This is a genomic window from Butyricicoccus sp. AM05-1, assembly GCF_003474415.1.
GTDB lineage: Bacteria > Bacillota > Clostridia > Oscillospirales > Butyricicoccaceae > Agathobaculum > Agathobaculum butyriciproducens.
On the sequence record NZ_QUDG01000001.1, the window covers coordinates 191,927 to 211,674 of the forward strand.

Below are 19,748 nucleotides of genomic sequence, written 5' to 3' on the forward strand. Positions count from 1 at the left end.
CATTGTTCGGAAATCCGGATGAAGCAGTTCCGCGGCAGCCGGAGATTATTCGTACAGCGGGAACTTCTCGGTGAGTGCCAGAACGCGTGCGGAAATCTCGTCCTTCTTCTCATCGTAGTGATAGATGCAGTCTGCAATGCAGTCCGCGATGATCTTCATCTCTTCCACGCCCATGCCGCGGGTCGTAGCGGCCGGGGTGCCCAGACGAACGCCGGAGGTGATGAACGGGCTGCGCTTCTCGCCCGGAACGGTGTTCTTGTTGGCGGTGATGTGAACCGAATCCAGACGCGCCTCCAGATCCTTGCCGGTGCACTCCTCGTCGGTCAGATCAACGAGCAGCAGGTGATTGTCGGTGCCGCCGGAAACCAGCTTGACACCGCGTGCCTGCAGCTGTGCAGCCATAGCCTTGGCATTCTCAACGATCTTGCGTGCGTACTCCTTGAACTCCGGCTGCAGTGCCTCACCGAAGCAAACCGCCTTGGACGCGATAACATGCTCGAGCGGGCCGCCCTGGGTGCCCGGGAATACAGCGGAGTTAATGCGCTTTGCCAGAACAGCGTTGTTGGTCAGGATCAGGCCGCCGCGCGGACCGCGAAGCGTCTTGTGGGTGGTGGTGGTAACAACGTCAGCATACGGCATCGGGTTCTGGTGCTGACCGCCGGCAACCAGACCGGCAATGTGCGCCATATCGACCATCAGGTAAGCGCCGTAGCCATGTGCGATCTCGGCCATTTTCTCGAAGTCGATGGCACGCGGATACGCGGATGCACCTGCAACGATCAGCTTCGGGCGATGCTTCTTGACAGCCTTCTCAAGCTCAGCGTAGTCGATGAAGCCATCCTCGTTTACGCCGTAGGAAACAAAGTGGTAGTTCTTGCCGGATTGGTTGACCGGAGAGCCGTGGCTCAGGTGACCGCCCTGAGACAGATCCATACCCATAACGGTGTCGCCCAGATCGAGCAGAGCGAAGTAAACCGCAAGGTTGGCCTGTGCACCGGAGTGCGGCTGAACATTCGCATACTTTGCACCGAACAGCTCACATGCGCGCTTGATTGCGATGCGCTCTACCTTGTCAACAAATTCACAGCCGCCGTAGTAGCGCTTGCCGGGAAGACCCTCAGCGTACTTATTGGTCAGCACGCTGCCCATAGCAGCCATAACGCCGGGAGAAACGATATTTTCGCTGGCGATCAGCTCGATATTCTGACGCTGACGGTGCAGCTCCTCGTTCATCGCACTGCCCAGCTCGGGGTCGATCGACTGGATCATACCGATGGAATCCATCATTTCTTTGTACATTTGAACTACCTCCAAGCTTTAGTAGTATAAAGTTCTCTTTGACTATACCATTGCCCTCCTAAAAAAGCAAGTCGATTTTACGAAAAATATAACCAAAAATGAAGGATTACAAAAAGCCTCCTGCAAAAATAAAAAAGGCAGGTTACCCTGCCTTTGCTCAGATGTTCTGATAGAACAGTCCGTCCCTCGTGCAGTACCACAGCAGCATGCCGTGCCGAATATAGGGCAGACGCACGTCTAATCCCCATTCCGGGTACTGCTTTTTGACGATCATCGTGTCTCCGGTGAGAAATGCAACGAACGAGATATAGTGCTCGCGGTGCATTTCATGCGGTGCGGTGATATACCATTCGCCGTCGCTGTGCTCAATTTGCAGTGCATTTTCCTCGTCCGGTTTGTGCATAACGAGGTTGGTCAATTTTGCACCGCAGCAGGTCACATCTGCGTCATCGGTCGAGAACAGCAGATTGCCGCAGGCCGGACAGCGGTAAAACCGCATTTTCTTCATATTGCCGTTAGTCATATCGTTTTCCTCCAGATCGCCTCTCAGCAGGGCTTCGGTGTCCACGCCGAGAGCCTGTGATAACAACGGGAGGAGCGAGATATCGGGAGCACCGCCGCCGCGCTCCCATTTGGATACCGCTTTGTCGCTGACACCAAGCTGTTTGGCCAGCGCAAGCTGTGTCAGTCCCAGTTTTGTCCGCAGAGCGCGGATCAGTCTGCCGGTTTTTACCTGATCCATTCGGATCACCTCCCTTGCATTCTATTATACGGAAAACGGAGGAGAATACAATGAACGTTCCGTAGAGTTGCGGAAAATTGAGAATGGAAAATTAATGTAAGAGTGAACCTGCGGCATCCTGCTCCCAAAGCAGGCGCAAAGCAAAGTAAGCATAAGGCAACACCGCATAATTAAAGCCGCGGCTCCTTTATGCGGTATTGCCATAAAAATCCCGCGTGAAATTCAACGCGGGATTTGTTATCTTATCGGAAGACAGACTGCGGAAACGCTTCCGGGTCGGCTGCCTTTGCGGCGGCATCGTCGAGGCGGACCTCGCCGCTGCGGACGAGTTCACCGAGTGAATCGTCCATCAGCATCATGCCCTGATTGCGGCTGGTCTGCATGGTGCTGATCAGTTGATACGACTTGTTCTGACGGATCAGGTTGCGCACGGCAGAAGTGCCGGTCAGAATCTCAAATGCGGCTGTGCGGCCGCCCATGGTGCGCGGTACGAGCGTCTGACAGACAATGCACTCGAGCACCTCGGCAAGCTGAATGCGAATCTGCTCCTGCTGCTCCGGCGGGAATACGTCTACGATACGGTCGATCGTACCGGCAGCCCCCTTGGTGTGCAGTGTGCCGAATACAAGGTGACCGGTCTCAGCAGCCGTAATAGCGGTCGAAATGGTCTCCAGATCGCGCATCTCACCAACGAGAATAACGTCCGGGTCCTGCCGCAGAGCCGCCCGCAGACCGCTTGCGAAGCTATCCGTGTCCGCGCCGATTTCGCGCTGGTTGATCATTGAGCGAATGCGCGGGTGTACATACTCGATCGGGTTTTCGAGCGTAATGATATGGCGTGCCGCGGTGCGGTTGACGTGGTCGATCAGTGCCGCCAGTGTGGAACTTTTGCCGGAGCCGGTCGGTCCGGTCACGATAACCAGTCCGCGCGGCTTTTCGGCCTGCTGTATAATGATATCCGGCAGGCGAAGCTGCTCCGCAGTCGGGATTTCCATCGGCAGCAGACGCAGCGCCAGCGCTGTGTGGTGCTGCTGGCGAAACAGATTGCAGCGCATACGCACGGAATCGGCAAACGTCACTGCAAAGTCGGACTCGCCGATGGTTTTCAGCTCGTGCAGCTGATGCTCATCCGCAAGCTGCTGCGCCGCATCCTGCACATCCTGCTCGGTCAGAGGTACGTCACCGTGGGTACGCAGCTCACCGTCGATACGCAGCATCGGCGGGAGACCAACGGTTAAATGCACATCGGAGGTGTTTTTCTCCTTGGCGTAAAAAATCAGAGTTTGTAAATCGTACAAGGCGTGTCTCTCTCCTTGGTGTCCCAAAGCAGGGGACAGAGTTTATATGGGTATTGTACCGCAAATTGCCTGCCGCTGCAAGTAAGGATAAATGAAAACGGCTTCGGAAAACCGAAGCCGTTGAGATTGTTGGAACACTTCGTTCCTCTTTTGTTTGCGCGTGTTATTTCGGCGGGTTGTTTCCTTTATTTGAACTGCAGTGCGCTATGACTTCGTTCAGATAGACCGACATGCCCGCACACAGGACACCCTGCACCACACCTTCAAACAGAGCGGCTGCCCAGTTGCCGTAGCTGGCATAGCGCGATACGACCGACAGACAGGCCAGTCCAATCCCGCAGAACGTGAGTGCCAGAGGGATAAATTGATTGGGAAACCGCTGTATTGCCTTGAGTCCGCGTCCGATGCAGTATAAAACCGCCACCAGAACCGCGAAATCCGCCTTGATATACTGCGTCAGTTCTTCCATGGGTTCACCTCCCCTTAACAGCCTATGCGGAAAGAGAACGATGTTTGCCAAGGCATATCGCAGGGCGGCATGACCTCATGCCGCCGTTCGTAACAATCTGCACATACTTACAGGCGGCGGACCGGGGTCAGCCCACCCTGCATGATACGTTTATCGCTATTTACTCCTCACTCTCTGCAAGCTGGACTTGCAGATTTTAGTTTGCTGCTGTATAATACAATAGATTAGGAATGTTTACCGCCATAAAAGGCTGGAAAATATGGGAGATACGAAGATGAATACTGCTTCTATTCTGGGCGTGCAATTTCACGCCGTTACCAAGCAGCAGGCTGTTGAGCTTGCAATGAGCAAGATCCGTTCCCGGCAGAAGGGCTACGTTGTTACCCCGAATCCGGAGATCGTCGATCTCTGCCGCCATGACGAAAAATTCATGGGCGTTGTCAATCATGCGACGCTTGTCCTGCCGGACGGCATCGGCATCATCTATGCTGCAAAGATCCTCGGTGAAAAGCTGCACGGTAAGGTAGCCGGCATTGAATTTGCCGAGAGCCTTGTTGCCGCGATGGCCAAGGAGAATATGCGCCTGTATCTGCTGGGTGCGAAGCCCGGTGTTGCCGAAAAGGCAGGTGCAAACCTGTGTGCGAAGTATCCGGGACTGGTGCTCGCCGGCACGCATGACGGCTATTTCTCCGACCCGCAGGAGGTTGTTGACAGCATCAACGCCGCAGGCGGTGCGGATGTTGTGTTCGTCTGTCTGGGTGCGCCCAAGCAGGAGAAATTCATTGCGGACAACATGGACGATATCCACAGCACACTGTTCTGCGGTCTCGGCGGCTCGCTGGATGTGTTCGCAGGCGTTGCCAAGCGTGCGCCGGATATTTTCATCAAGCTGGGTCTGGAGTGGTTTTACCGTCTGCTCAAGCAGCCCAGCCGTATCGGCCGTATGATGAAGCTGCCGAAATTTCTGCTCATCGTTATCAAGGAGCGGCTTTTCGGCAGGAAGGGAAAGTGATAAGAATGAAAGTAAAACTGCTTGCTTACACGCCGGACCCGGAAAAGCTGGTCGCGGCTGCAGCAAAGAACTGCTATTCCTCCACGGACGTGGACAGCGTGCTGGATGGTCTGACCGAGGAAAAGACCGAGAGCTTTGTCAACATGCTTTCCGAGATCGGCCACGAAAGCCCGATCGAGCATGTGTCGTTCACCTTTGCAATCGAGGGTGTATCGCGTTCTCTGCTGGCACAGATCACGCGCCACCGCATTGCATCGTTCTCGGTGCAGAGCCAGCGCTATGTGCGTGAGAAGGGCTTTGAGTATGTTGTTCCGCCGGAGATTGATAAAATTCCGGCTGCCCGGGCAAAATTCATTCAGGCGATGGAGGATGATCAGCGTACCTACGAGGAACTGACGGCCGTGCTGATGGAAGGCTACCTCAAGGAGCTGCTCGAGCAAGGCGTTCCGGAGAAGACCGCTCGCAGCAAGGCTGAAAAGCACGCCATTGAGGACGCACGCTACGTTCTGCCGAACGCCTGCGCGACTCGCATTGTCATGACGGCGAACGCCCGCAGCCTCAAGAACTTTTTCCGCCTGCGCTGCTGCAATCGCGCCCAGTGGGAGATCCGTGCGCTTGCCGAGAAGATGTACAGGCAGGTATACGCTGTTGCGCCGACGCTGTTCGGTCACTGCGGACCGGCCTGCGTGGACGGTGTCTGCACAGAGGGCAAAATGTCCTGCGGCAAGGCCGCAGAAGTGCGCGCGCACTATCAGGCGCTGCGCGAGGGCAAGTAACCCCCAAATCAATCTTGAGAAAGGTATTATATGTTACCGTTTAGAGAAATTACTTTAGAAGATAAACCAATGGTCGAGCACTGCGGCTCGCATTACAACTATCATCTGTGCGAGCGCTGCTTTGTCGATCTTTTCATGTGGCGCAGCCACTACAATACGCAGATCTGCTTCAAAGACGGCTTTATGCTGGTGAAAATGTCCCCGCTGGACGGCGGACACGACTGCTATCTTGCGCCTGTCGGTCAGGGCGACCTCGGCGCTGCGCTGGATGCGCTCGAGCAGGATGCCGCTGAACGCGGTCTTCCGTTCGTCATCGTCTCGGTCGCTGAGCCGATGATCGAGCGTATCGAAGCCGTTCGTCCGGGCAAGTTCATGTTCTCGCATGACAGCGAGGACGGCGACGACTATATCTACCTCGCGGAAAAGCTGCGCACGCTGTCCGGCAAAAAGCTGCAGAGCAAGCGCAACCTCGTCAACCGCTTCAAGACCGCCTATGAGGGCCGCTGGAGCTACGAGGATATGACCAGGGAAAACAGCAAGGATGCCTTCGCCTTCCATGTGCACTGGTGCAACCTGAACGGCTGTGCACGCGAGCGCGACTTTGAAGGCGAGACCTGCGCAATCGTGCAGGCGCTCCACAACTTTGACTACTTGAATTTGCGCGGCGGACTGCTCCGCTTGGACGGCGAGGTTATCGCGTTCACATTCGGCTGCAAGGCTACGCCGGATATGTTCGTGGTACAGATTGAAAAGGCCGACCACACGATTCAGGGCGCGTACCAGATGATCAACCAGCAGTTCGTACAGCGCAACTGCAATGATGTGGAATACGTCAACCGCGAGGAGGATCTGGGACTCGAGGGTCTGCGCAAGGCGAAAAAGTCCTATTATCCGGTAATGCGCGGCATCAAGTATATGGCTGTGCCTAAGGAGTAATCAGAAATGATGCGATTTGCAGAAAAGGGCGATTTTCCTGCCGTTCGCGCCCTTTGGGAAACCTGTTTTCCGGATGAGGGCGGCTTCAACGACTACTTCTTCGCGCACTTTTATAAAGAGAAATATACGCTGCTGTATCTTGAGGGCGAAACGCTCGTGGCGATGGTGCAGATGCTCCCGTACCGCATGACGGCGGGCGGCGTATCCCGCGAGGTGACGTATATCTACGGCGCGTGTACCGACCCGGCGCACCGCCGCAAGGGGTATATGGCGCGGCTGCTCGAGCGCTCGTTCGAGCTGGACAGGGAAGCGGGGCGCATTGCGTCCGTGCTCATTCCGGCAGAAAAGTGGCTGTTTGATTTTTACAAACCGTTCGGCTACGAGCCGTTCTTCCATATTTCCCGCCGGGAGATTACCCGCACGGCAGGGGAGCGCGAAGCACCTCGGCGGCTAACCTCGGCGGATGTGCCTGCACTGGCGGCGCTGTATGACAAACTGGTGCCGAAATGCCGCATCGAGCGGGACACAGTGTACTGGAACGCGCAGCTTGCGCTGTTCGACATGCTCGGCGCGGGCGTATACGGCTGGTTCAAGGACGGAACGCTCACCGGCTATGCGTTCTGCTGGGAGGACAATGCGCAGGAGCTGCTCGGCGCAGATGACGCGCAGCTGCAGGGTCTGCTGGACGTGCTGCGGCGCGATATGCTCGCCGTGACGGAGATCGGCGCGGAAACCGCACTCGGCGTATGCAAATGGCATGAGAAAGCGGATGAAACCGCTGGATATATGAATTTAATGCTCAACTGAAAGGTGTGACAAACATGGTATATGTATTACTGGCAGAGGGCTTCGAGGAAGTCGAGGCGTTGACTCCGGTCGATCTTCTGCGCCGCGCAGGCGTGGAGACCAGGCTGGTCGGTGTGACCGGTGCAACCGTGTGCGGTGCACGCGGCATCAATGTCGTAACCGACCTGTCCATGGACGAGGTTGACCTTGCAAAGGTCGATATGCTCGTTCTGCCGGGCGGTATGCCGGGCACGACCAATCTGTACGCGGACAAGCGCGTTACCGATGCGGTTCGCACGATGGCAGATGCAGGCAAGTACGTTGCGGCCATCTGCGCGGCTCCGTCCATCATTCTGGGCGGCATGGGTCTGCTCGAGGGCAAGAAAGCCACTTGCTATCCGGGCATGGAGGACGGCATGACGGGCGCGACTCCGGTCAAGGCAAATGCCGTTACCGACGGGAAGATCATCACCGGCTGCGGCGTAGGCGGTGCACTGGATTTCGCGTGTGAGCTGATTACCGCGCTGTGCGGCAAGGCCAAGACGGACGAGATCGCAGAGTCGGTCGTACATCATGTGTACGGATAAGAAAACGCTGCGGGGGCGCTATCTTGCCGAACGGGCAAGTCTGTCCGCCGTGGAAAAGCAGGCGATTGATCGCGCCATCGCACAGAACATCCTGCAAAGCGAGTTCTATCAGCAGGCAGAATGCATTTTCTGCTATGTTTCGACTACTGAGGAGATTGACACCCGCATGGTACTCGAAAACGCGCTTGCGTCCGGCAGGACGGTCTGCGTGCCGCTGTGCGGCAAGGGCGGCAGCATGACCGCGCGGAAAATCACCGCGCTCTCTGAGCTGCAGACCGGTCACTACGGTATCCTGGAGCCGTCCGACACGGCGCCCGAGATTGCACCGGAGAACATCGACCTGATTCTTGCGCCTGCGCTCTCGTGCGACAGAAAAGGGTACCGTCTCGGCTACGGCGGCGGCTATTATGATCGGTTTCTCAGCCGGACAAACGCGGTCTGTGCGGCGCTGTGTGCATCGCAGCGCATGAGCGCAACTCTGCCGCGCGAGGTGTTCGATCGCCGCTGTCATTACATTATCACCGAAAGAGAGGTGCTGCGCACCGATGAATCAAGATAAACGCACACTGCTGCCGGGTCTCAGCCTGTTTGTGTGCTTCTGCCTGCTGACAGGTATGGAAAAGCTGATCACACACTTCAATCTGCCTCCGTCACTGATGGCGCTCGGTGAGATCGTGTGCTTCGGTCTGGCGCTTGCAATGGCACTGCCCGGCATGGATCGGGAGCGCTTTAAGCAGCGGCTTGCATTCAAGATGCCGCGTAAGGGCGGCTGGCTGCTCATCCTGTTTATGGGCGCGGCGACCGCATTTGCCGCCCTCAGCCTGAACATGCTGGAATACCGTCTGCTGGCGCATACCGGTCTCCGGCTGACGATTGCATCCCTGCCGATGCCGCTCGGCGGTATGTCGTTTCCATGGCGGCTGCTGATCGGCGTTGTGATAGCAGCTCTGGTCGAGGAGATCTATTTACGCGGTGCGCTGTTCAGCGTATACGGTGAAGAAGTCGGTACCTCAGCGTGCCTGCTGTTCGGCGGCATCGTGTTCGCACTGCTGCATGGCAGCCCGCTTGATCTGGCGGCAGGATTCTGCGCCGGTCTGGCGTTTACCTATCTGACCTATGTGTTTGATACCGTATGGGCGGCGGTGCTTTCCCATGCTGCGGCGGCTTTTGTCACCGTGTTGATGCAGTGGATAGCAGATACCTATGCACCGTTTGGCATTTGGAACATCCTGCTGCCGCTGACTGTGCTCTTTTTCCTGCTGTTTGCGTTCTTAACGCTGGACACGCTGGGGAAAATGCTGGCGCGCGGTTCCATTCCGCGCTTTGAGGTCAGCGCCGGCTGGTATGACCTGTGGCTGCTGGTGAAAGAGCCCGGATTTATTGTGTTCGCGCTGGCATTTGCCGGTAAAATCATTCTGAATTACTGGATCGGCTGAGGCTGACCCGCAGAGAGGTGAATTATGGATAATCATTTTAACAACGATGAAACGCGGCGCGTACCGCTGCCGGGTTCGGAACCGCCGGTGCCTGAGCAGTTCACGCCGGAGCATTTCGATGACGATCGGGAGCCGCAGCCGCCGCAGAAGCAGCCCAGACGCCGTCGCAGCCGCCGCCGGATGAACGCAGGCTGTGCAGGCTCGATGGTGTACATGATCGCAGTAGTCGGCGTTTCGCTGGTGCTGTCGATTGCAGCGCTGTTCATGGCAAACGACATTTTTGCCTTTGTCAAGGCAGATGCGGTCAAGGAGATCACGGTTTCGGAGAACACCTCGGTATCCTCGCTCGCCAAGGAACTGGACGACCAGGGCGTTATCAATTATCATTCGGTGTTCAAGCTGTATCTGAAGCTCAAGCACCAGACTGATACCTCGGTTCTGGCAGGTGCGTATCAGCTGAACCCGTCGATGGACTACGGTCAGATCGTAGACGCGCTGACCAACACTGCAAGCACAGAGACCGTGCAGATTACCATCCCGGAGGGTTATTCCATCTCGCAGATCCGTCAGGTGCTGCTGGACAACCATATCTGCACCGAGGATGCACTGGATGAGGTGCTGAATGAATATTCCTTCAAGCACGATTTCCTTGAGGATGAAAAACCGGCCGCGGAAGGCTGGCTGGAAGGCTATCTGTTCCCGGATACCTATGAGGTATACAAGGGCAACGCTGCGGTAGTCGATACCATCAACAAGATGCTCAACAACTTCGGCAACAAGTACGATGCGGACATCAAGTCCGGCGCGGAGAATCTCGGCCGCTCGATGCACGATATTGTCACGATCGCCTCTCTCATCGAGCGTGAGGCACAGCGTGACGATGAGCGCGCACGCATTGCGGGCGTTATCTACAACCGTCTGAACAATTCCTCCGAGTTCCCGTATCTGCAGGTGGACGCGTCCGTTCTGTATGGTCTGGGACGCACCGGCGGCAAGCTGAGTGACGAGGATCTCAAGTCGGATTCCGAGTACAACCTTTACAACCACGAGGGTCTGCCGCCCGGACCGATCTGCAACCCGGGTCATGCTTCGCTGTACGCAGCAAGCCATCCGGAGGACAACAATTACTACTATTACGTTGCTATGCCGGACGGCTCGCACCTGTTTGCAAGCAGCTATGAGGAGCACGAGCGCAACATCGAGGCTTCTAATCAGGCACAGGCGCAGGCTGCAAACGCTTCGGCAGATACGACGACAACGGAGGCAAACGGTGAATAACACACCTGAATTACTGTCGCCCGCAGGCGATCTGGACAAAATGCGGTTTGGCATTGCCTACGGCGCGGATGCGGTCTATATGGCCGGAACGCGCTTCGGCATGCGTGCCGCTGCAACCAACTTTGACGATAACGCGCTGCGCGAGGGCATTGCCTACGCGCACGCGCACGGCGTTAAGTGCTACATTACAGTCAATATCATGCCGTCCAACCGCGATCTTCCGGCACTTCCGGCCTATCTGGAGCTGCTGCAGGACGCAGGCGCGGACGCACTCATCATCGCGGACGTAGGCGTGCTGCGCATGGCGCGCAGATACGCGCCCAAGGTTCCGGTGCACATCTCGACCCAGACCAGCATCCTTAACCACGAGGCGGCAAATTACTGGGCGGATGAAGGCGCCGAGCGTATCGTGCTCGCGCGCGAGCTTTCCCTTGAGGAGATCGCCGAAATCCGTGCAAAAACCCCGAAGGAACTCGAGATTGAGGCCTTCGTTCATGGTGCCATGTGTATTTCGTACTCCGGCCGCTGCCTGATCTCGCAGTACATGACCGGCCGCGATGCCAACCACGGCGCATGTGCACAGCCGTGCCGCTGGAATTACTCTCTGATGGAGGAGAAGCGTCCGGGGCAGTTCTTCCCGGTCGAGGAGGACGGACGCGGCACCTACCTGTATAACTCCAAGGATATGTGCATGATCGAGCACGTTCCGGAGCTGATCAAGGCCGGTATTACCTCGTTCAAGATTGAGGGCCGCAACAAAACTGCGTACTATGCAGCCTGTGTCACCGGTGCATACCGTGCCGCGATCGACACCTATAAAAAGGACCCGGAAAACTTTGTTCTGCCGCAGTTCTGCCGTGATGAGGTCAATAAGGTCAGCCACCGCGAGTATTACACCGGCTTCTACTTCGGCAATCAGGAAAACGGACAGCATTACGGCGACAGCCAGTATATCCGCGAGTATGAGGTTGTCGGCATGCCGGTCGAGTGTGACGACAGCGGCAAAGCCGTGTTCGCACTCAAGAACCGCTTTTTCGATGGGGAAGAGCTGGAGCTGATCCAGCCGGGTCAGGCGCCGTATGTGTTCCGCGCGGAGAACGTCACCGATGACGAGGGCACGAAGCGTGAGCTGTTCAACGTGCCGCAGATGCGCGTACACTTTGCGTTCCCGTTCAAGGTCAGCGAGTGGGCTATTTTGCGGAAGGTCAAAGAAAGACCGGAGTAAACAATCAATGAGGAGTTAGGAGGCAGGAATTTTCCTGCGTGTCGGCTTACCGTAGGGGCGCACATTGTGCGCCCTTTTGCGTTGCCCACTTGCAAATCGCTTGAACAGGCGAACACGGTTCGCCTCTACGGCATGGTTTCTCCTGCCTCTTATCTCCTTTTTATGAATGGTTGCAACGTATGATAAATTGTGGTATCATTACAATTAAGTATGGAAACCTTTCGGGGTGAATTGAACCGAAAAATTCTAAGCAAGGGAAGTATATACATGAGCGATAACCAGAAGAAAACGATTTTCTCCGGCGTGCAGCCGTCCGGCAAGCTGACGCTGGGTAACTATTTGGGTGCTATCCGCAATTTCCCGATCCTGCAGGAGCAGTACAACTGCATTTACTGCGTGGTCGATCAGCACGCCATTACGGTCCGGCAGGAGCCTGCGGCGCTCCGCCGTGCAACACTTGAACTGATCGCGCAGTACATTGCCTGCGGTCTGGACCCGGAAAAGAGCATTCTGTTCATCCAGAGCCATGTGCCCGCGCATGCGGAGCTGGCGTGGGTGCTCAACTGCTTCACCATGTTCGGCGAGGCTTCCCGCATGACCCAGTTCAAGGACAAATCCGCCAAGCATGCGGACAACATCAATGTCGGTCTGTTTACCTATCCGGTTCTGATGGCGGCAGACATTCTGCTGTACCAGACCGATCTCGTTCCGGTTGGCGTGGATCAGAGCCAGCACATCGAGATCTGCCGCGACATTGCAAACCGCTTCAACAATCTGCATCCGAACACCTTTACCATTCCGGAGGGCTACTATCCGAAGGTTGGCGAGGGTGCCAAGATTATCAGCCTGGTTGACCCGAACAGCAAAATGAGCAAGTCTGACCCGAACCCGAACGGCTATATCCTGCTGATGGACAAGCCGGAGGACATTATGCGTAAGTTCAAGCGTGCGGTTACCGACTCGGATTCCCACATCATCTTTGACCCGCAGAACAAGCCGGGTGTTTCCAACCTGCTGCAGATTTACGCTCTGGCGACCGGCAAGACCATCGAACAGGCGGCAGCCGAGTTTGACGGCAAGGGCTACGGTGAGTTCAAGCCCGCAGTCGGCGAGGCTGTTGTTGAGCTGCTGCGTCCGATTCGTGAAAAGACCACCGATCTGCTGAACAACAAGGATTATCTGGAGCAGGTCTACAAGGAGGGCGCACAGAAGGCCTCTTATCTGGCGCGCAAAACGCTGGATAAGGTTTATCGAAAGGTAGGCTTTGTCGCACGCTGAGCCAAAAGGGAGTAAACCATGTCTGAATATATTGTTATCGGCACGATCATTGCAGCGTTTGCCGTAGCTGCCGTGCTGAGCTATTTCTTCACACCGCCGGTCAAGAACTTTGCACACAAGGTCGGCGCGATCGACGTGCCGAAGGATGCACGCCGCATGCACAAAAAGCCGATCCCGCGGCTGGGCGGTCTGGCCATTTACGGCGGCTTCCTGTGTTCGATTCTGATTTTCGGGCAGCTCGATGAGACCATGCTGTGCGTCCTGCTCGGAGCGGCCATCATTGTCGCACTCGGTATTTTCGATGATGTGCTGGCGCTCGGCGCCAAGCTGAAATTCGTGGTGCAGATTGTAGCGGCAGCTATTCCGGTCTGCATCGGCGACCTGCAGATTGGTCTGTTCACCAATTTGAATCCGCTGTCGGATACGCCGTTTGTCCATCTCGGCATTCTGGCAGTGCCGGTCACGATTATCTGGATTGTCGGCATCACGAATGCGGTAAACCTGATTGACGGTCTGGACGGACTTGCGGTCGGTGTTTCGTCTATCGCGGCGATTACCATGCTTGCCGTTGCACTGCTGACCGGCAACATGCCGATTGCCATCACGATGGCGGCGCTCGCCGGCGCGTGCATCGGCTTTATGCCGTACAACCTTAACCCGGCTAAGATCTTCATGGGCGACACCGGTTCGACCTTCCTCGGCTACATGCTGGCGACCGTGTCCATCATGGGTCTGTTCAAATTCTACGCAGTCATCTCGTTTGCGGTGCCGTTCCTGATTCTCGGCCTGCCGATTTTTGATACAGCCAATGCCATCATCCGCCGTGTGGCGGCAGGCAGAAGTCCGATGAGCCCGGACCGCGGCCATGTGCATCACAAGCTGATCGACATGGGCTTCAACCAGAAGCAGGCGGTTGCTATTCTGTACGCTATCAGCGCAACGCTCGGTCTTACCGCCGTGGTGCTTACCTCGTCCGGCGAGGTTAAGGCAATCGTGCTGCTGCTGGCGGTTCTGGCTGCAATTCTGGTAGGTGCATGCATCATTTACGGTGCGGAGCACTGGAGCAAACACGCATCCGAAAACAAGGAGGATAAAGACGATGAATAAAATCAAGGTAATGACGGTTTTCGGCACCCGCCCGGAGGCCATTAAGATGGCGCCGCTGGTGCACGCGCTCGAGCAGAATGAAAACACCGAATCCATTGTGTGTGTTACCGCGCAGCACCGTGAGATGCTCGATCAGGTGCTTGATATTTTCGATATTAAGCCGGATTATGACCTGAACATCATGCAGCCGCGTCAGACGCTGGCGACCATCACCGAGAAGAGCCTGCACGGTCTGGATGAGGTGCTCGAAAAGGCACAGCCGGACATCGTGCTCGTCCACGGTGATACCTCGACCACCTTTGCCGGTGCGCTTGCGGCATTCTACCACAAGGTGCCGGTCGGCCATGTAGAGGCCGGTCTGCGTACCTACGATAAGTACAGCCCGTTCCCGGAGGAAATGAACCGCAAGCTGACCGGTCAGATTGCAACGCTGCACTTTGCGCCGACTCCGCGCAACCGCGACAATCTTGCAAAGGAAGGTATCACAGACGGCGTGTTTGTCATGGGCAACACGGTTGTTGACGCAATCCACATGACCGTAAAGCCGGATTTCGAGTTCCGCGATGAGCAGCTCAAAACGCTGGACTTCGAGAACAACCGCGTTGTCCTCGTTACCGCGCACCGCCGCGAGAACTACGGCGAGCCGATGGAGAACATCTGCCGCGCCATTGCCGAGCTGAGCGAAGCATATCCGGATGTACACTTCGTTTATCCGGTGCACCTCAGCCCGTATGTCCGCGAGACTGCGGAGAAATTCCTCGGCGGCAATAACCGCATTCACCTCATCCATCCGCTGGCCGTGGACGAGATGCATAACCTGATGGCACGCTGCTATCTCATCATGACTGACTCCGGCGGACTGCAGGAGGAGGCGCCCAGCCTCGGCAAGCCGGTTCTGGTGCTGCGCCGCGAGACCGAACGTCCGGAGGCCATCGAGGCAGGTACGGTCAAGTTGGCAGGCGTGGAGCAGGCCAATATCGTTAAGCTCGCGCGTGAGCTGTTCGACGATAAGGACGCTTACGAAAAAATGGCGCACGCTGTCAATCCGTACGGCGACGGAAAGACCTCGCAGCGTATCGTGCAGGCGATCGAGCAGTATTTTGGTCTGCGCGAGGACGGTCCGGCTCCGTTTAACCCGTGAAACCCGTAAAAAAAGAGAAGCACACACCGAAACACTATCTGCCGGACACTACGCCGAAGATTGCGGCTGCGGGCGCTACCGTGCTCGTGCTGTTGGTGGTGCTCAGCTTTGTGCTGTCCTCCGGCTGGATGCACGGCAGCAGCACCGGCATTATCCTGCCCGGCAGCGAGGGCGATTCGCCAACGGTTGGTGCAGGCAGTGCGCTGCTCACCGGGCAGAGCGTGGATGATATTACCATTGATGTCAATAACGCCAAGACCGTCATCGCAACGCTCGCACGTCCGGCGGCATACAGCAGCAGGATCGAGAACACGATCTACTATGATGGCGGCTCGGCGGCTCTGTACTGCCATCGCTATGCGCGGGATAGTGTCGTGCGCACGGATACACTCGGCAGTGACAATCAGGTACAGTCTACGCTGATTCGCGTTCCGGACGGCAAGGTGTATGCGTGGAATGCAGGGGACAGCATTGCTTATCAGGGCAAAGCCGGCGATTTTACCGATGATGTAGCTGCTATGCTGCCGACGTACGAGGATGTGCTGGCTGATGAAGTACAGCTGACTGCTGCCGGTCGGCAGGACATTAACGGTGAACCGTGTATTGCCGTTACATTTGAGCAGGGCGGCTACCGCTGTGTATATGGCATTTCAACGGTCAGCGGTCTGCTGGCGCAGGCGTCGTTTTATGACGGCGATACGCTGACGCGCAAAGTCACCGTCAGCGAAATCAGCACGGAAACGCCGGACAGTGAATTATTTACGCTGCCGGACGGCGAAAGCGTTATATAGAAAAAGTGGAGAGTGGAGATTGCAGAGTGGAGAGACAGCGAAACCGTTTCGTTATCTTCACTCTTAACTCTCCACTCTTCACTCTGATAGAAGGAGATTACACATAAATGTCTGAATATATTAAGATTTCACCGGAGATTCGTGCGCTCGGCCGTGAGGCTGAACGCGAGATCCGTCCGTATTTCGAGCGCCTCGAGGAGATCTGTGACCGCAACACCGAGAAGGTGCTGGCGGCATTTGCGAAGAACCGTGTATCCGACAACCTGTTTGCCGGTACGACCGGTTACGGCTACGATGACTACGGCCGTGACACGCTCGACAAGATCTACGCCGATATTTTCGGCACCGAGGCCGCACTCGTGCGCATCGGCTTTGTAAACGGCACACACGCGCTGTCCTGCGCGATGTTTTCCGCCGTCAAGACCGGCGACACCGTGCTGTCCGTCACCGGACCGGCGTATGACACGCTGCAGAACACGATCACCGGCGATTACTGCGGCAGTATGAAAAGCTACGGCATCGGCTACAAGCAGGTTGACCTCAAGAACGGCGAACCTGACCTCCCTGCCATCCACGAGGCGGCAAAGGACGAAAACATCAAGCTGGTATTCATCCAGCGCAGCCGCGGCTACGGCGTTCGCAAGACGCTTTCCGTCGAGGAAATCGGCGAAATCTGCAAGACCGTGCGTGAGGTCAATACGACTGCGGCCATCATGGTCGATAACTGCTACGGCGAATTCACCGAGGAGATCGAGCCGACGCAGGTCGGTGCGGACATCATCGCAGGCTCGCTCATCAAGAACCCGGGCGGCGGTCTGGCCCCGACCGGCGGCTATATTGCAGGCCGTGCGGATCTGGTCGAGAACGCCTCCTACAAGCTGACCGCACCCGGCATCGGCGGCGAATGCGGCTGTACGATGGGTCAGAACCGCCTGCTGTATCAGGGCCTGTTCATGGCGCCGCATGTCACCATGCAGGCCGTCAAGACCGCGATGTTCTGCGCAAAGGTCATGGAAAAGCTCGGCTATGAGGTAAGCCCGAAGGCAGAGGAGCCGCGTTACGACATCATCCAGACCATCGCGTTCGGTGCGCCTGACCCGCTGCGCCGTTTCTGCGAGGGCATTCAGGCCGGTGCGCCTGTCGATTCCTATGTAACGCCGGAGCCGTGGGCAATGCCGGGTTACGACGATCAGGTTATCATGGCTGCAGGCGCGTTCGTGCAGGGCGCGTCCATTGAGCTTTCCGCCGATGCGCCGATGCGCGAGCCGTATGTCTGCTATATGCAGGGCGGTCTGACGTATGAGTCCGGCAAGCTGGGCATTTTGCTTGCTGCAGATAAAATTACCAAGGCAAAGGCACAGTAATGGTGAATGAAAAATAGAGGATGATGGTATCCTGCATTTTTCAATTCTTCATTTTTCGTGCGGAATCGGTTGACAAAGTGCGGATATGAGCGTTATAATAAATCTGTATTTATTAAGTTATAGGCAATGACGGAAATCCTGTTTTCCGAAAAGCATTTGGCAGAGAGCGTGCGCCACGGCTGCAAGCACACGCAATGCGGAGAAAACAGTACCGATTCCCGAGCCGCACAGCGGAAAACCGCAGTATGCTGTGCCGTGTCGTTCGCGTTAAGAACTCCGAGCGGCAGTCCTTCAAGGGACTGCAAGCAGGGTGGAACCGTGGGCAAGCGCTCACCCCTGAATTTACCAGGGGTGAGCGCTTTTTTGTTGCTGTGCAGCAAAATGTAATGTGTTACACTAATTAGTAATTACTAACTGCTAATTCACAAGAAAGGTCTGAATAAAAGTGTCCGAAGATAACAAGTACACGTTTGAGAACAAGGAATACCGCGACACCTACCGTCACACGGTATCGCACATTCTCGCGCAGGCAGTAAAGCGCCTGTATCCGGAGGTCAAGCTGGCCATCGGTCCGTCCATCGACAACGGCTTCTACTACGATTTTGATGCGCCGTTCTCCTTCACGCAGGAGCACCTCGATGCTCTCGAGGCAGAGATGCGTAAGATCTGCAAGGAGAAGGAGAAGCTTGAGCGCTTCGAGCTGCCGCGCGCGGAAGCCATCAAGTTCATGGAAGAGCGCGAGGAGCCGTACAAGGTAGAGCTGATTAACGATCTGCCGGAGGACGCTACCATTTCCTTCTACAAGCAGGGCGAGTTCACCGACCTGTGCGCAGGCCCGCATCTGGACTCCACCGGCCGCGTAAAGGGCAACGGCATCAAGCTGATGAACGTTACCGGCGCATACTGGCGCGGCGATTCCTCCAAGAAGATGCTGCAGCGTATTTACGGCACCGCATTCCCGAAGAAGGACGAACTCGACCAGTACCTCAACATGCTGGAGGAAGCGAAGAAGCGCGACCACCGCAAGCTAGGCAAGGAGCTCGGCCTGTTCATGCTGACCGAGGAAGGCCCGGGCTTCCCGTTCTTCCTGCCGAACGGCATGACCCTCAAGAACACCCTGATCGACTACTGGCGCGAGGTACACAAGCGCTACGGCTACGTTGAGGTCTCCACCCCGATGATCCTCAACCGCAAGCTGTGGGAGCGCTCCGGTCACTGGGATCACTACAAGCAGAACATGTACACCACCGTCATCGATGACGAGGATTACGCAATCAAGCCGATGAACTGCCCGGGCGGCATGCTGGTCTACAAGGCTCAGCCGCACTCCTACAAGGAGCTGCCGCTGCGTGTCGGCGAGCTGGGTCTGGTACACCGTCATGAGTTGTCCGGCGCACTGCACGGTCTGTTCCGTGTGCGCTGCTTCACGCAGGATGACGCGCACATCTTCATGACCTGGGACCAGATGAAGGACGAGATCAAGAACGTTGTCCGTCTGTTCGATGAGGTTTACTCCACCTTCGGTCTGACCTATCAGATCGAGCTGTCTACCATGCCGGAGGATCACATGGGTGACCTCAAGGACTGGCAGTTCGCTGAGAAGACCCTCGCAGAAGCAATCACCGAGATTGGCAAGGACTACGTTGTCAACGAGGGCGACGGCGCGTTCTACGGCCCGAAGCTGGACTTCCATCTGGCAGACTCCATCGGCCGTACCTGGCAGTGCGGCACCATCCAGCTGGATATGCAGCTGCCCGAGCGTTTCGAGCTTGAGTACACCGGCGCAGACGGCGAGAAGCACCGTCCGGTTATGATCCACCGCGTTGTCCTCGGCTCTATTGAGCGCTTCATCGGCGTTATCACCGAGCATTTTGCAGGCGCATTCCCGACCTGGCTGGCACCGGAGCAGGTTCGCGTTATGCCGATGACCGACCGCAATATTCCGTGCGCACAGGAAGTTGTTAAGCAGCTGACTGATAAGGGCTTCCGCGTAACCATGGACGAGCGTAACGAGAAGATTGGCTATAAGATCCGCGAAGCACAGGTTCACAAGGTTCCGTATATGATCGTCATTGGCGACAAGGACGAGGAAAAGGGTGTTATCTCGGTTCGTACCCGCAAGACCGGCGAGACCACCGCTATGGAGACCGGTGAGTTTATCGAGAAGCTCGCATATGAGGTTGAGAATAAGCTGAAGTAAGCAGCCAAACGGAGAGCGGAAGC

19 protein-coding genes are annotated in these 19,748 nt (G+C 56.4%); 15 read left to right on the forward strand and 4 right to left on the reverse strand.

Features of this window, described 5'->3' with window-relative positions:
- Positions 1-45 precede the first annotated feature (45 nt).
- The 4 genes from glyA to DW088_RS01100 form a co-directional block, all read right to left on the reverse strand.
- Positions 46-1,299, reverse strand: a complete 1,254-nt coding sequence (gene glyA / locus DW088_RS01085; protein ID WP_118358817.1) for a serine hydroxymethyltransferase — start codon at positions 1,297-1,299, stop codon at positions 46-48.
- Positions 1,300-1,456: 157 nt separating this feature from the next.
- The gene (locus DW088_RS01090; protein WP_118358819.1) at positions 1,457-2,041 is read right to left on the reverse strand and encodes a helix-turn-helix domain-containing protein; all 585 of its coding nucleotides are present in this window, start codon (positions 2,039-2,041) and stop codon (positions 1,457-1,459) included.
- A 242-nt stretch (positions 2,042-2,283) separates the two neighbouring features.
- Positions 2,284-3,339 carry a type IV pilus twitching motility protein PilT gene (locus DW088_RS01095; RefSeq protein WP_118358821.1) on the reverse strand — a complete coding sequence of 352 codons (1,056 nt, stop codon included), beginning with the start codon at positions 3,337-3,339 and terminating at the stop codon, positions 2,284-2,286.
- A gap of 163 nt (positions 3,340-3,502) precedes the next feature.
- Entirely contained in the window at positions 3,503-3,808 is a 306-nt protein-coding gene (locus DW088_RS01100; protein WP_118358823.1) for a phage holin family protein, read from the reverse strand.
- A gap of 274 nt (positions 3,809-4,082) precedes the next feature.
- On the opposite strand from DW088_RS01100, the gene DW088_RS01105 reads away from it, so the two are divergent.
- From DW088_RS01105 to thrS, 15 genes are all read left to right on the forward strand, one after another.
- Entirely contained in the window at positions 4,083-4,820 is a 738-nt protein-coding gene (locus DW088_RS01105) for a WecB/TagA/CpsF family glycosyltransferase (RefSeq protein ID WP_117491714.1), read from the forward strand.
- A gap of 5 nt (positions 4,821-4,825) precedes the next feature.
- Positions 4,826-5,596, forward strand: coding sequence for an FAD-dependent thymidylate synthase (thyX, locus tag DW088_RS01110; protein WP_118358825.1), 771 nt, complete (start codon positions 4,826-4,828; stop codon positions 5,594-5,596).
- A 69-nt stretch (positions 5,597-5,665) separates the two neighbouring features.
- Positions 5,666-6,532, forward strand: a complete 867-nt coding sequence (locus DW088_RS01115; RefSeq protein ID WP_158574568.1) for a DUF2156 domain-containing protein — start codon at positions 5,666-5,668, stop codon at positions 6,530-6,532.
- Between the two features lie 6 nt (positions 6,533-6,538).
- A complete protein-coding gene (locus tag DW088_RS01120; protein ID WP_118358829.1) occupies positions 6,539-7,339 on the forward strand; it encodes a GNAT family N-acetyltransferase in 801 nt (266 codons plus the stop codon).
- Between the two features lie 14 nt (positions 7,340-7,353).
- Entirely contained in the window at positions 7,354-7,905 is a 552-nt protein-coding gene (locus tag DW088_RS01125) for a DJ-1 family glyoxalase III (RefSeq protein WP_118358831.1), read from the forward strand.
- The gene (locus DW088_RS01130) at positions 7,892-8,464 is read left to right on the forward strand and encodes a 5-formyltetrahydrofolate cyclo-ligase (protein ID WP_118358833.1); all 573 of its coding nucleotides are present in this window, start codon (positions 7,892-7,894) and stop codon (positions 8,462-8,464) included. The genes DW088_RS01125 and DW088_RS01130 overlap by 14 nt, the downstream gene beginning before the upstream one ends.
- Positions 8,451-9,341 (forward strand): CPBP family intramembrane glutamic endopeptidase, encoded by an 891-nt coding sequence (locus DW088_RS01135; protein ID WP_118358835.1) that lies wholly within the window; start codon positions 8,451-8,453, stop codon positions 9,339-9,341. The genes DW088_RS01130 and DW088_RS01135 overlap by 14 nt, the downstream gene beginning before the upstream one ends.
- Positions 9,342-9,365: 24 nt before the next feature.
- A complete protein-coding gene (gene mltG, locus DW088_RS01140; protein WP_118358837.1) occupies positions 9,366-10,619 on the forward strand; it encodes an endolytic transglycosylase MltG in 1,254 nt (417 codons plus the stop codon).
- Complete coding sequence (locus tag DW088_RS01145; RefSeq protein WP_243029719.1) at positions 10,612-11,844, forward strand: peptidase U32 family protein; 1,233 nt, start codon at positions 10,612-10,614, stop codon at positions 11,842-11,844. Before mltG ends, DW088_RS01145 begins: the two co-directional genes overlap by 8 nt.
- A gap of 267 nt (positions 11,845-12,111) precedes the next feature.
- Entirely contained in the window at positions 12,112-13,122 is a 1,011-nt protein-coding gene (trpS, locus tag DW088_RS01150) for a tryptophan--tRNA ligase (protein WP_118358841.1), read from the forward strand.
- Between the two features lie 18 nt (positions 13,123-13,140).
- A complete protein-coding gene (locus DW088_RS01155; RefSeq protein WP_117491700.1) occupies positions 13,141-14,229 on the forward strand; it encodes an MraY family glycosyltransferase in 1,089 nt (362 codons plus the stop codon).
- A complete protein-coding gene (gene wecB / locus DW088_RS01160) occupies positions 14,222-15,370 on the forward strand; it encodes a non-hydrolyzing UDP-N-acetylglucosamine 2-epimerase (RefSeq protein ID WP_118358843.1) in 1,149 nt (382 codons plus the stop codon). The genes DW088_RS01155 and wecB overlap by 8 nt, the downstream gene beginning before the upstream one ends.
- The gene (locus tag DW088_RS01165; RefSeq protein ID WP_118358845.1) at positions 15,367-16,161 is read left to right on the forward strand and encodes a hypothetical protein; all 795 of its coding nucleotides are present in this window, start codon (positions 15,367-15,369) and stop codon (positions 16,159-16,161) included. The genes wecB and DW088_RS01165 overlap by 4 nt, the downstream gene beginning before the upstream one ends.
- 107 nt (positions 16,162-16,268) lie before the next feature.
- Complete coding sequence (locus DW088_RS01170) at positions 16,269-17,525, forward strand: methionine gamma-lyase family protein (RefSeq protein WP_118358847.1); 1,257 nt, start codon at positions 16,269-16,271, stop codon at positions 17,523-17,525.
- Between the two features lie 445 nt (positions 17,526-17,970).
- Positions 17,971-19,725: a threonine--tRNA ligase gene (thrS, locus tag DW088_RS01175; RefSeq protein WP_118358849.1), complete on the forward strand. Its 1,755-nt coding sequence runs from the start codon at positions 17,971-17,973 to the stop codon at positions 19,723-19,725.
- Positions 19,726-19,748: the final 23 nt, after the last annotated feature.